Annotated in this window: 12 protein-coding genes; 7 read left to right on the top strand and 5 right to left on the bottom strand. The window is 56.1% G+C overall.

Annotated elements, in window-relative coordinates:
• Positions 1–3 precede the first annotated feature (3 nt).
• The gene (locus AC2FJW_RS00325; protein WP_496749172.1) at positions 4–930 is read right to left on the bottom strand and encodes a methylenetetrahydrofolate reductase; all 927 of its coding nucleotides are present in this window, start codon (positions 928–930) and stop codon (positions 4–6) included.
• A 26-nt stretch (positions 931–956) separates the two neighbouring features.
• Entirely contained in the window at positions 957–1,253 is a 297-nt protein-coding gene (locus AC2FJW_RS00320) for a virulence factor (RefSeq protein WP_142633696.1), read from the bottom strand.
• A gap of 241 nt (positions 1,254–1,494) precedes the next feature.
• On the opposite strand from AC2FJW_RS00320, the gene AC2FJW_RS00315 reads away from it, so the two are divergent.
• The gene (locus AC2FJW_RS00315; protein WP_142633694.1) at positions 1,495–2,607 is read left to right on the top strand and encodes a Ppx/GppA phosphatase family protein; all 1,113 of its coding nucleotides are present in this window, start codon (positions 1,495–1,497) and stop codon (positions 2,605–2,607) included.
• Positions 2,607–3,323, top strand: coding sequence for an RlmE family RNA methyltransferase (locus AC2FJW_RS00310; protein ID WP_142633692.1), 717 nt, complete (start codon positions 2,607–2,609; stop codon positions 3,321–3,323). Before AC2FJW_RS00315 ends, AC2FJW_RS00310 begins: the two co-directional genes overlap by 1 nt.
• 2 nt (positions 3,324–3,325) lie before the next feature.
• Here the strand turns inward: AC2FJW_RS00310 and AC2FJW_RS00305 are convergent, their stop codons facing one another.
• Both AC2FJW_RS00305 and AC2FJW_RS00300 read right to left on the bottom strand, forming a co-directional pair.
• Positions 3,326–3,511, bottom strand: a complete 186-nt coding sequence (locus tag AC2FJW_RS00305; RefSeq protein ID WP_496748909.1) for a hypothetical protein — start codon at positions 3,509–3,511, stop codon at positions 3,326–3,328.
• A gap of 120 nt (positions 3,512–3,631) precedes the next feature.
• On the bottom strand, positions 3,632–4,495 hold the full coding sequence (locus AC2FJW_RS00300) for a YihY/virulence factor BrkB family protein (protein ID WP_496748908.1): 864 nt from the start codon (positions 4,493–4,495) through the stop codon (positions 3,632–3,634).
• 147 nt (positions 4,496–4,642) lie between these two features.
• On the opposite strand from AC2FJW_RS00300, the gene AC2FJW_RS00295 reads away from it, so the two are divergent.
• Both AC2FJW_RS00295 and cls read left to right on the top strand, forming a co-directional pair.
• Positions 4,643–5,731, top strand: a complete 1,089-nt coding sequence (locus tag AC2FJW_RS00295) for an AI-2E family transporter (RefSeq protein WP_496691208.1) — start codon at positions 4,643–4,645, stop codon at positions 5,729–5,731.
• A 59-nt stretch (positions 5,732–5,790) separates the two neighbouring features.
• Complete coding sequence (gene cls, locus AC2FJW_RS00290; protein WP_496695526.1) at positions 5,791–7,203, top strand: cardiolipin synthase; 1,413 nt, start codon at positions 5,791–5,793, stop codon at positions 7,201–7,203.
• On the opposite strand, the gene AC2FJW_RS00285 is transcribed toward cls, so the two are convergent.
• The gene (locus tag AC2FJW_RS00285) at positions 7,200–7,634 is read right to left on the bottom strand and encodes an ion channel (RefSeq protein WP_271947221.1); all 435 of its coding nucleotides are present in this window, start codon (positions 7,632–7,634) and stop codon (positions 7,200–7,202) included. The genes cls and AC2FJW_RS00285 overlap by 4 nt on opposite strands.
• Positions 7,635–7,794: 160 nt before the next feature.
• Between AC2FJW_RS00285 and AC2FJW_RS00280 the strand changes: the two genes are divergently transcribed.
• Genes AC2FJW_RS00280 through AC2FJW_RS00270 form a run of 3 tightly spaced genes read left to right on the top strand, consistent with a single transcriptional unit; the run spans position 7,795 to position 11,883 of the window.
• A complete protein-coding gene (locus AC2FJW_RS00280) occupies positions 7,795–8,442 on the top strand; it encodes an ABC transporter ATP-binding protein (protein WP_496748906.1) in 648 nt (215 codons plus the stop codon).
• The gene (locus AC2FJW_RS00275; protein WP_496695528.1) at positions 8,439–10,853 is read left to right on the top strand and encodes an ABC transporter permease; all 2,415 of its coding nucleotides are present in this window, start codon (positions 8,439–8,441) and stop codon (positions 10,851–10,853) included. Before AC2FJW_RS00280 ends, AC2FJW_RS00275 begins: the two co-directional genes overlap by 4 nt.
• On the top strand, positions 10,843–11,883 hold the full coding sequence (locus tag AC2FJW_RS00270) for a lipocalin-like domain-containing protein (protein ID WP_496748904.1): 1,041 nt from the start codon (positions 10,843–10,845) through the stop codon (positions 11,881–11,883). The genes AC2FJW_RS00275 and AC2FJW_RS00270 overlap by 11 nt, the downstream gene beginning before the upstream one ends.

Raw genomic sequence — 11,883 nt, 5'->3', positions numbered from 1 at the left:
TCCTTAGGAGTTTACAGGCTTTGCCGAAGCGCCGCCGTTGTTGATGGCCCAGTTGGCGTTTGTCTTGATGCCACCAAGCGGGAAGAAATGTACGTTTGTAATATTGAAATCAGGGTTGGCTGCTTTGTGGTTGGCCAATTCGGTGATCACATCCGTGGGCTCATAAGGCAGCAGCAGCTTGGACACATCCATAGCGCGCTTTTGCAGAACCTTCAGCGATGGACCAACGCCGCAGGCGATGGCGAATTTGATCAGTGTTTGCAGTTTTGCCGGACCGGCGATGCCGATATGAACCGGAATGTCGATCCCCGCCTCTTTCAGGCTGTCGGCCCAGGCGATGATCGGTTTGGCGTCAAAGGCGAACTGAGTGGCCAGCGCCATTTCGGCATCCGTGGTCTCAGAGAGCTTCTGTTTCCAACGCAGCGCATCGTCAACATTCTTGGTCGATCCGTCAGGGTCGATGTCCTTGTTGCCTTCAGGGTGGCCTGCGACGTGCAGACGCTTGAACCCGGCCTTGTCGAACAAACCAGTTTCCAGCAGCTGCATCGAGCTGTCGAAATCACCATGAGGATTCGCGACACCACCGGCCAGCAACAGCGCCTGATCCACACCTGCTTCACCCTGGTACATGGAAATCCAGTTTTCCAGCGTCGCCGTGTCTTTAATGATCCGCGCCGGAAAATGCGGCATAACAGGATAGCCGTCCGCCGCGATGCGCTTGGCGGTCTTGACCATGTCTTCGATCGGAGTGCCTTCGATATGGGCAATATAGACGCGTGTGCCTTCAGGCAACAAAGCGCGAAAATCCTCGACCTTCTCGGCGGTGCGCGGCATCACCTCAATCGAATAGCCCTGCAGGAAGGCTTCGACGGTTGGATTTACCGGACCGTTTTCGGCGGCATCACGTTTCTTGAAGTTCAGCAAAGCCATAGCGGCCTCCCATATAGATTTCGAGCTCATGCCCAACCGTCATTGGCGATCAGAGCCTTGATACGGTCCTGATCATATTCCGTTTCCAAACGCACAGCCTGCTGTTCGGCAATTTCGGACGGATCGCCCTCAACCGCGAAAGGCGCGGCCTTGCGCCATTCGGCCAGATAGGCATCGCTATCCTTGGCGTTCACCTTCATGGCGGCGCGGTCAATGGCTTGCTCGAACCGTTCTTCCAACTGCCGTTTTGCGCCCCGGCGGCCCTTGCCGACGATGACTTGGGCGGGAATGTCGCGCCAGTATACGATGGTGACGTCAGGCATCTGCTTTGATTCCTCCTAACCAGATGGACCGGTTCTAAACTTCAATGTGGTCGCAGGTCGGTCGATTTTCGACACAAGGCGCATTTCAAACGACGTTTTCACCTACGACGGGATACACGGCTTGTAACGAATTGTTCCTGTAAACCGCACCTCAAAATTCTCATCACTTTAATGAGTATCTTGCACGAACCAAAAGGCCGACCTATGGTCGGGGTAACTCGTAAATCGGAGGGCGTTGAAGATGGCGCCCAAGCGTCCCAAAGGTGCGGGCGCGTTCCCGAAGGCGGTCGAAAGCCCCGCGCCGGCAAGACCCGATCCTGATGCGCTTTATGCCGCGCTGGATTTGGGAACAAATAGCTGTCGCATGTTAATTGCCCAGCCCAAGGGCAGCGGGTTTCATGTGGTGGACAGTTTCTCTAAATCCGTGCAGTTGGGCGCGGGCTTAGAGCGGACGGGGCGTTTGTCTCGGTCGTCGATGGCGCGCACTATTCAGGCGTTGCGCATTTGCCAGCAAAAGCTGAAACGCAACAAGGTCAAGCGGATGCGTCTTGTCGCAACTGAGGCTTGTCGCCGTGCAAAAAACTCACGTGAATTCATTCGCCAGGTAAAGGGTGAAACCGGGTTGACGCTTGAGATCATCCAGCCCGAGGAAGAAGCGCGTCTGGCCGTAATATCCTGTGCCCCGCTGGTGTCCACTAAGACAGAACAGTTGTTGGTTGTGGATATTGGCGGCGGTTCGACAGAGCTTGTCTGGATCGACATATCCTCGCTTCCGCGTCGGGATCGCCCGGCGGCGATTATGCGTCTGCATAATGGATTTCATACAACAGACAGCCCGTTTCCTGCAGCCAAGGTTGTGGATTGGATCAGTGTTCCCCTCGGCGTTGCGACGCTGCGCGATCAGTTCCATGATGTCGAAGATGATGCGGCGCGGTTTGCTTTGATGAGCTGGTTTTTCGAAGAAAACCTGGCCGATTTTGCGCCTTATAAGGATGAGCAAGCCCGCGAAGGTTTTCAGATCGTCGGCACCAGTGGCACGGTTACGACAGTCGCAGCCTCACATCTGGGATTGAAGCGGTATGACCGGACCAAGGTAGACGGTTTGCGCATGACAAGCGATCAGATTGACAAAGTGATACGCGGGTATCTAGAACTCGGCCCACTGGGGCGGCGGAGAGATCCGCGTATCGGCGATGACCGCCAGGCCCTGATCATGTCCGGCTCGGCCATATTGCAGGCTTTGTTACGATGTTGGCCAACCGACCGTCTTTCAGTGGCGGACCGGGGGCTGCGCGAAGGCCTGCTTTATGCGCAGATGAGCGCGGACGGTGTATTGGAAGACGGACCGTTCTGATGGCGAAGACACCTACTGGCAAAAACAATTCAGGCCGCGGGCAGCGCGACCTGAAGGTTAAGGTCAAAACCGCCCGCGGGCGCAAAATCAGCTCGACCCGGTGGTTGGAACGTCAGCTGAATGACCCCTATGTCAAGCGCGCGCAGGTCGAAGGCTATCGAGGGCGGGCGGCGTTCAAGATATTGGAACTGGACGATAAATTCCGCTTCCTGGTTCCAGGTGCGCGCATCGTCGATCTGGGTTGCGCCCCAGGCGGCTGGCTGCAGGTTGCGGTCCAGCGCGTTAATGCATTGGGTGAGAAAAGCGGTAAGAAAATCGGCACTGTTCTGGGTGTCGACATACAAGAGGTCGAACCGGTGGCCGGGTCCGAGGTTCACCAGTTGGACTTTATGGAGGACGATGCCGACCAGAAGGTCAAAGACTGGTTGGGTGGCAAAGCTGACGTGGTGATGTCAGATATGGCTGCTGCGTCCTCGGGGCATAAACAAACCGACCATTTGCGGATCATGGCCTTGTGCGAAACCGCCGCCTATTTCGCCTTTGATGTGCTTGAACAGGGCGGCACGTTTGTCGCCAAGGTTCTGGCCGGAGGGGCCGAAGGGGATCTGCAGAAGATTCTGAAACAGAAGTTTGACAAGGTGGCGCATGTTAAACCACCGGCATCCCGCGCTGACAGTTCGGAAAAATTCGTTGTGGCAACAGGATTTCGCGGCTGAAGTTAATCTACGAAGTCAGCCAGAGAACGAGCAAGGCGCTGTTCACGCAGCGAAGATATTGCGTTTCCTTGCAACAACAATGCCTCACCGTGACTGATATCCGTCGCCGGTTTTGCCCGTAATTCTTCAATCCGCCGGGTCAGCGACGATGGATTTTGCGATTTCGCGCTTTCGGGCAGTTTGGTCATGAGGCCTCACCTTGATGCGTACGGGGTCACAGTCCATGCAGTTTGGGTAAGAAACGTGCCGATTTCATGACGCAAACCGGGCTTTGAATTGCTATTTTACAGCCCCAGCCACCCTGCCCTTCAGGTTTGTCCGTTAATTTGATCCTGCAAATCCATCAGCGCGCCGTTGAATTCAGCGCCCAGAATCAGGATGGCCGCGCATAGATACAGGAAAATCAACGCAGCCATCGCCCCCGCAAGACCAGCATAAGTAGCGCTGTACGAGGCGAACTGTCCGATATAGATCGAAAAGCCCCAACCGCCCATCGCCCACAGAGCGAGTGTCAGAACAACGCCCGGAAGGATTTGCCAAAGCCGATGGCGGCGCGTCGGCAGCACAAGATGTGCAACGATAACTGTGCCCGCAGGAACCGCCACGGTAAAAGTCCAACGCAATCGATCAACAGACAACCAGTCTGACACGTTAACATCCGTCTTTTCGGACACGAGGCGCGTGTAGACTGGCAAGACGACTTCGACGGCGGCGATGGCCAGAATGGCCGCCCCGCCAACAATCACCAATCCCAGGCACAGCAAGCGTGTCTTCCAGAATGGCCAGGCGTCATGATCATGATAGGCCTGGTTCATGGCCGCCCGCACCGCAACTACGCCGTTTGAGGCAAAGAAAATGGCCAGCAAACCGCCCAGGGTGATTACCCCCGAACCTGATTCCGCCAGGACCGAGCGCAACTCTCCCACAATCGGGCCGGCGACATCTTTTGGCCAGGCGCCAAAGATCAGTTCGATCAGCTCGTCCGTGACATAATCCTGAGACAGCGTACCAGCCAGTGCCACAGTGAACAGAACAAACGGAAACAGGGCCAGCATCAGGGACATGGCAACGTGGCTGCTCATGACCATGCCGTTTTTGGCCCCAAATCGCCCCAAGGCCAGCCAAAGGGCTCGAATTACTCTTCCAGTCAGGGGAATCAAACTTGTCGTCATCCGAAAACTCTACCCTGACTGTATTCGAACCAGAACCGGCAAAACCCGACTGGACGCAATTAACCAACTCCAAATGTTTGGTTGCATTGCATAATCCCTTTGTCCCGTGCAGGATCGAAACGAAACCTACACAAAGCCGGGCGAAAAATGCCAACCAGCGACCAGAACCCAAGCATACCGAACAGGTTGCGCCTTTCGGTTGTCCGCGACACCGCGATTGTCGTGTCACTGATCGTATTGGGGCTTTATGCGGGCTCGGCTTTTCTGATCCCGCTGACCATGGCCTTGCTGATCAACGTCCTGATCATCGCGCTGAGTGACCGGGTTATTGCGCTGACCAAGGCTCCGGTCTGGTTGGCTAACCTGGCTGGAGTGACCGTGGTTTTGGTCGGGTTGTTCATGATCATGTATATTCTGGGCAATCAGGCGACGCAGTTTGCACGCTCGATCAATACATACGAAAGCCAGTTCGACGAGGCCGTTAACCGCATAAACGACCTTGTGGGCAACGATATCACGGCCTTCATCCGGGACAATCTGGTCAACATTGATATGTCTTTCGTCGCCCGGATGTTGCTGGGCAGCGCGACGTCTTTGCTGAACCAGTTTTTCCTCATCAGCCTTTACGTTGCCTTCCTGATGGCCGAACGTCTGGCGTTCCGAAAAAAGATCCGTATGGCCGCCGGTGACCCTAAAACCGGTGCCGAGTTCGCTTTGGTTCTGGACGCGATTTCCTTTAGTCTGCAGCGTTATGTCGGAGTGAAGACCTTTATCAGCCTGATAACGGCTGGAATCAGCTATGTGGTCTTCAAAACCCTTGGTCTTGAGTATTCCGAGACATGGGCCGTGCTGACATTTGCCTTGAATTTCATACCCTCGATTGGGTCGATTATTGCCGTTTTGTTTCCAGCGGCGATTGCGCTGGTCCAATTTGAAAGCATCGGGCCGTTTCTGATCATAGTTTTCGGCTGTGGCACGCTTCAGTTCATGATCGGTAATTTTCTGGACCCGGCCATGCTGGGCCGATCGCTGAACATGTCGACATTTCTCGTCATTCTGGCACTTATGTTCTGGACCACGGTCTGGGGTCTGATCGGAGCCTTCCTGAGCGTTCCGCTGACCGTCTGCATCCTGATCATCTTCAGCCATATACCCGCATTGCGCCCGATCGCAATTTTGATGTCCCTGAATGGTGAACTCGGCGACGAAGGGCCACCATCGGGGAATACAGTCTGAACAGGCCAATCCCCAATGCAACTTGAAACACTAAGGAAAATGCCAGGATCGAATCATCTATGCTGACACTCTTTGTTTCCCTCTTTGTCCTATGTTTGTACCTGACCGCCGCGGTCTTTTCGATACGCGCCGCTCAAACAGCGCGCACACCCCAGGGTGCCGTGGGATGGGTGGTCTTTTTGATCTCGGCACCGATAGCTGGCGTACCACTGTACTTGTTTCTGGGACATCATCGTTTTCGCGGGTATCGCATGGCCCGAAAGCACGCTGAGACTGTTGTCGAAGGGATAAAGAGCTTTGCGGATTTTTCGCGCCCAGATCCGGGCATGATTACGATCAACCCACTCCCTTTCGAAGAGCTTGCGCATCTACCCATATCACGCGGCAACGGTGCAGAATTGCTTGTCGATGGGCAGGCAACCTTTGACGCTATCTTTCAGGCTATCGACGCGGCTCAGGACTATGTGCTTGTCCAATTCTACATCGTGCGTGATGACGGATTGGGGCGGCAACTGCAAAGCAAACTGATCGCTGCCGCAGAGCGCGGCGTGCAAGTTCGCTTTATGACCGACGCCGTAGGCAGTTATGGCCTACCGACAAGCTACATCACGTCGCTGCGCGCGGCGGGAATTCACGTTGCCGGTCAGCATGAAAAGCGTCATCCAGGACAGCGATTTCAGCTAAACTATCGCAATCACAGGAAAACGGTGATCATAGACGGTGAAATCGGCTTTATCGGCGGCCACAATGTCGGCGACGAATATCTCGGTCAGTCCGCAAAGTTCGGACATTGGCGGGACACACACATAAGGCTGACTGGACATATCGTGCGCCAACTACAACTGATCTTTACGGAGGACTGGTACTGGGCGCATCAAGAAGACCTGATAGATCAACTGGCCTGGGCGGGTCAGGAATCTGATCAGGACATGAACGCCCTTCTCGTCGCCACAGGTCCGGGGGACGAAACCGAAACCGGCGCCATGATGTTCTTTTCTGCAATCACGGAAGCAAAGGAACGATTGTGGATCGCATCCCCCTATTTCGTTCCTGATATCGACATCATGACCGCACTTCGCCACGCCGCAATGCGCGGGGTAGATGTTCGCATTCTGGTTCCCGACGTGATTGATCACCGCTTACCTTGGCTGGCGGCCTTTGCCTATTTCGACGAGATCAGGGAATGCGGCGCGAGGGTCTACCGGTACACTGATGGATTCATGCATCAAAAAGTATTTCTGGTGGACGACACTCTGACTGCTGTTGGCACCACCAATCTGGACAATCGCTCTTTCCGCCTGAATTTTGAGGCGATGGCCCTGTTCTTTGACAAGGACGCGGCCCATGCGGTTCATAACATGCTGCTGATGGACTTTGAATCCAGCTATGAGCTGGACAAAACCTTGCCCGAACAACCGGCCTATATTCGGTTCGGCTCGCCTCTGGCGCGGTTGTTCGCACCAATCCTTTAAAGGATCGACTCTTCCTGCAGCACCCGCGACATGACTGCGACCAAAAAGGCTGTGGACAGCCCAAATGCCAAAAGCCCGGTGACCGAGGCGAAGGCACCAAAAATGCGCAGCCCGTCGTCCAGAACAATGTCGCCGTAACCCAGCGTTGTGAACGTAACCAAAGAGAAATACAGCGCCGAGTTCCAGTCCGCCAGAACATCCCCAAAGACCCAGACAATCGCCCAAAGCCAGACCTGAAAGGTATGGATCATCACGATAAAAATCAGCGCGATAGTCAGCGGGCTTGCAATGGTGACGAACCTTTTGCTTTTTTCCAGTTTGATCGACATCACCCGGATGATCTGCATGCACCAGGTCAGCAGGGCAATTTCGATCAAAAAGCAGATACCCAAATAAACGCTTCCCCAGATAATCTGCTCGGATAAGGTCACCGGCGCCCATCCCCTCTGTTTTTAAGTCTCGTCACAATCGCTTCAAATGCAGGATTGGGCAACCCTGCGTCTGCGACGAATGGAAACGATAGCGCCATTGAACTGGACACCGGCCCGGTCGGCTGCAAATTGTGAGTGGCAGAATACAGGGCGCCTATGAATGCTGCTTAAAATAACTGATGTCCATAAATCATATGCAAACGGTCGACCGATTTTGAACGGAGTATCTCTGTCGTTGGACCATGGCCAAACGCTTGCCCTAACCGGGGAAAGTGGCAGTGGCAAAAGCACGCTTCTAAATCTCGCAGGTGCGCTGGACATATTCGATGCGGGCGAAATCTCACTGGGCGGAACCAACCTGTCCACACTAGACGATACCGGGCGCGCAGCCCTTCGGCGCGAGCGTGTGGCCCTGGTATTCCAACAATTCAATTTGATCCCGTCGTTGACGGTCGGCCAAAACCTGTCCTTCCATGCCCGGCTTGCCGGTAAACATGATCCGGACTGGTGCGATCATCTTGCCGACAAACTGGGATTGCGGGACCTGCTGAACCGCTTTCCCGAGAACCTGTCAGGCGGCCAGCAGCAACGCGTTGCCATCGGGCGCGCGCTTGCGCCGCGCCCCAGTCTTTTGCTCGCGGATGAACCAACAGGAAATCTGGATGAGGTCGCAAGCACTAATGTATTGGATTTGATGCTTGCGCTGGTCGCCGAAACCAGCGCAGCCCTGCTTTTGGTGACACATTCGCAGGACATAGCAGCCCGTCTGGACCAACAGGTCCGCCTGTCCGGCGGCCTTATCTCGTGACTTTGGCCATCATACAGGCGTTGGTGTCGCACTGGCGTGCCCATTGGCTTCAGCTGTTAACCTTGTTGACCGGCATTGCGCTTGCGACCGGGCTGTGGTCGGCAGTTCAAGCCATAAATTCCGAGGCGCGGGCAAGCTATCAACGGGCCAATGATCAACTCTCATTTGGTCAATACGATGAATTGCACGCCACCTCGGGGAATTTGACGATCGACCATTATGTCAGCTTGCGTCGGGCTGGCTGGCAGGTCGCTGCGGTGCTTGAGGGGCGTTGGCGCCATAGCGGGCGCAATCTGCAGGTCATGGGGGTCGACATGGTCGCCTTTCCACCCCTGCCCGCCCTTAGCCGTCTGGAACAAAGCGATACGCCGCCCGATCCCGCAGACATGCTGACCGCGCCCGGCAGGATACTGGTCGCGCCGGAACTGGCCCAGGTTCTGGAGCAAGCCAGCGACCTGCCGCCGATCCTGTCCAGCGACGCGCTGCCGCCTGATCTGGTCTTTACCGATATTGGCATCGCCGAACAGCTGCTTGACAAAAAGGGGCAGATTTCACGTCTGGTCATCCTGCCTGATCAACCCCGAGCGATCCCTCCGCTTGAGCAGATCGCTCCTGATCTGACACGAATTGCAGCCTCAACCAGATTGGACACGGCTCAACTGACAGAGAGCTTCCACCTCAACCTCTCTGCCTTCGCGCTTTTGTCCTTTGCCGTTGGGCTGTTCATCGTCCATGGCACCGTCGGGTTGGCTTTTGCGCAGCGCCGAGCGATCATCCGGACAATCCGTGCGCTGGGCGTATCGATGCGCCGGATCATCTGGATCATCCTGGCCGAACTGTCGCTGTTGGCCCTGATTGGAGGGGGCGCCGGTCTGGTCCTGGGGTTCTTGCTGGCCGGGGCCTTGCTGCCCGACGTGGCATCCACCCTACGCGGGTTGTATGGTGCACCAGTTGAAGGTCAGCTATCGCTTCAACTGCACTGGGTTCTCGCGGGCTTGGCCATGGCCCTGTTCGGAACGCTCTTGGCCAGTTCTCAGGCTTTGTTCCGATTGGCTCGGCTGCCGCTGTTATCAAGCCCGGGTCCGCAGGCCTGGCGGGGGGATGACACTGCAACCAAAAGATTGGCTCTGATCGGAGTATTCCTGATTGGGTTGGGGATCGTTTCAATCTTTGTGGCCGACGGTTTGGTCGCAGGGTTCGTGCTGGTTGCCGGAATCCTGACGGGTTCTGCGTTGATTTTACCGTTTCTCTTGCTGATCGCAGTAACCGGACTTCAGAAGCTACAGAACGGCCCGGTCAGACAATGGGTATTCGCCGACATGCAGGCGCAACTGCCCGGTCTCTCTTTGGCCCTGATGGCATTGATGTTGGCATTGGCCGCGAACATCGGCGTGGGCACCATGGTGTCGAGTTTCCGGCTGACATTTACCGGGTGGCTTGACCAACGACTGACATCAGAACTGTATATAACCGCATCCGACGAACAACAGGCGCAGGACATCAAGAAATGGCTGCTGCCTCAGGTCGACGCCGTTTTGCCGATCCGCAGCGTCGAGCTGTCGCACGGAAGCGGCCCCTTGTTTCTTTACGGGGTGGTGAACAATCCGGTTTATCAAGAAAACTGGCCGCTGATCGCCTCAGTGCCCGGAGTATGGGATCAGGTGATGTCCGGAACCGCCGTTCTGATCAACGAACAGCTTGCGCGCAGATCCAGTCTGTGGCCCGGAGATCAAATCACGCTCCGCCCGGGTCACAAGCTGGTCATTGCAGGGGTCTATTCTGATTATGGCAATCCAACCGGACAAGCCATCGTGTCGATGGAGCTTTTGGAAGACATCGCACCCAATACCGAGGAACGGCGATATGGCGTTCGCATGCCCCCTGATCAAGCCAGCGATGTTGCCGAAAGGCTTCGGGCGGAATTTGACCTTCCTCCGCAGGCAGTCGTTCATCAAGCTGACATGAAGGCCCGATCCACGGAAATCTTCGAAGACACATTTGTGGTGACCTCTGCGCTGAATATCCTGACGCTCGGGGTTGCTGGATTTGCGATCCTGACCAGCCTGCTGACGCTTTGGACACAACGGTTGCCTCAGATCGCCCCGGTCTGGGCGCTTGGCCTGACGCGGGCGCAACTGGCGCGGTTTGAACTGACGCAGAGCGTGCTTCTCGCCTCTCTGACCGCCGCGCTGGCCTTGCCGCTTGGGTTGGTTCTGGCCTGGACGTTGCTGACGGTCATCAATGTCGAGGCGTTTGGCTGGCGGTTACCAATGTACCTATTCCCAAGCGACTGGTTCTATCTATTTCTTCTGACCTTACTGGCCGCTGTTATCGCCGCTGCGGTTCCAGCCCTTCGGTTGCTGCGCATCCCGCCTGCCGAGTTGTTAAGAGTGTTTGCCAATGAACGCTAAAGTCTGGTTCCTAATTCTGGCCCTGCTATTGCCCGCCCAACTTCGGGCGCAGGGCTTTGCCGGTCTTGGAGGTGAGGCCGACGGGTTCGACGTCCCCCAGCTTGGGTATCAGTTGAGCTTTCCGCAGGATCACGGTCCCCATCCCACTTTCAGGATCGAATGGTGGTATCTGACCGCAAACCTGAAAGGAGAAGACGGGCGCGATTATGGGGTGCAGTGGACGTTGTTCCGCTCGGCGCTGAAACCCTATGAAGAGCAATCCTGGCAAAGCCCGCAGCTGTGGTTGGGCCATGCGGCCCTGACCACCCCCGACGCCCATTACTTCGCAGAGCGCCTGTCGCGCGGCGGGATCGGTCAGGCCGGGGTCACCGCCACCCCATTTGAGGCCTGGATCGACGAGTGGTACATGCGTGGCCCAGACTTTGATAGGCTGGAGCTGCGGGCCAATGGTGCTGATTTCGGATACGATCTGTCACTGCGTGCAATGGGGCCTTTGGTCTTTCACGGAGATGCCGGGTATTCGGTCAAATCTGCGCAGGGGCAGGCAAGCTATTACTATTCACAGCCGTTTTTCGACGTGACAGGAACCCTGCATTTGCCGGATGGGGATGTTGCGGTAACCGGACAGGGCTGGTTGGACCGGGAATGGTCCTCGCAACCTTTGGCCGAGGATCAAAGCGGATGGGATTGGTTCTCGCTCAGCTTCGAGGGCGGCGACAAGCTGATGGCCTTTCGCCTGCGCGGAGAGGCTGAGGATTTCACCTCTGCCACGTGGATCGGCAAGGATGGCGAAACCACCGCGCTTGCCGATGGCTCTGTTTCTTTTGAACCGCTTCAGACCGCTCATGTCGCTGACCGGGATATCCCGATTGAATGGCGTGTTACACTCCCCGCCCGCGGGGTGGATATTGTCGTCAGCGCCCTGACACCCAAAGCCTGGATGGCAACCCGCTTTGCCTATTGGGAGGGGCCCGTTAAGGTCTCAGGCAGCCATTCAGGCCGTGGCTATCTTGAAATGACCGGGTATTAG

This window comes from Ruegeria sp. CDSA020 (genome assembly GCF_059612345.1).
The sequence above is the reverse complement of the archived record's forward strand: the minus strand, read 5'-3'. Positions and strand labels throughout refer to the sequence as shown.

Excerpts from the sequence above, each read along its gene's own strand:
- AC2FJW_RS00325 (WP_496749172.1), bottom strand. The coding sequence starts at position 930 with ATGGCTTTGCTGAACTTCAAGAAACGTGATGCCGCCGAAAACGGTCCG.
- AC2FJW_RS00320 (WP_142633696.1), bottom strand. The coding sequence starts at position 1,253 with ATGCCTGACGTCACCATCGTATACTGGCGCGACATTCCCGCCCAAGTC.
- AC2FJW_RS00315 (WP_142633694.1), top strand. The coding sequence starts at position 1,495 with ATGGCGCCCAAGCGTCCCAAAGGTGCGGGCGCGTTCCCGAAGGCGGTC.
- AC2FJW_RS00310 (WP_142633692.1), top strand. The coding sequence starts at position 2,607 with ATGGCGAAGACACCTACTGGCAAAAACAATTCAGGCCGCGGGCAGCGC.
- AC2FJW_RS00305 (WP_496748909.1), bottom strand. The coding sequence starts at position 3,511 with ATGACCAAACTGCCCGAAAGCGCGAAATCGCAAAATCCATCGTCGCTG.
- AC2FJW_RS00300 (WP_496748908.1), bottom strand. The coding sequence starts at position 4,495 with ATGACGACAAGTTTGATTCCCCTGACTGGAAGAGTAATTCGAGCCCTT.
- AC2FJW_RS00295 (WP_496691208.1), top strand. The coding sequence starts at position 4,643 with ATGCCAACCAGCGACCAGAACCCAAGCATACCGAACAGGTTGCGCCTT.
- cls (WP_496695526.1), top strand. The coding sequence starts at position 5,791 with ATGCTGACACTCTTTGTTTCCCTCTTTGTCCTATGTTTGTACCTGACC.
- AC2FJW_RS00280 (WP_496748906.1), top strand. The coding sequence starts at position 7,795 with ATGCTGCTTAAAATAACTGATGTCCATAAATCATATGCAAACGGTCGA.
- AC2FJW_RS00270 (WP_496748904.1), top strand. The coding sequence starts at position 10,843 with ATGAACGCTAAAGTCTGGTTCCTAATTCTGGCCCTGCTATTGCCCGCC.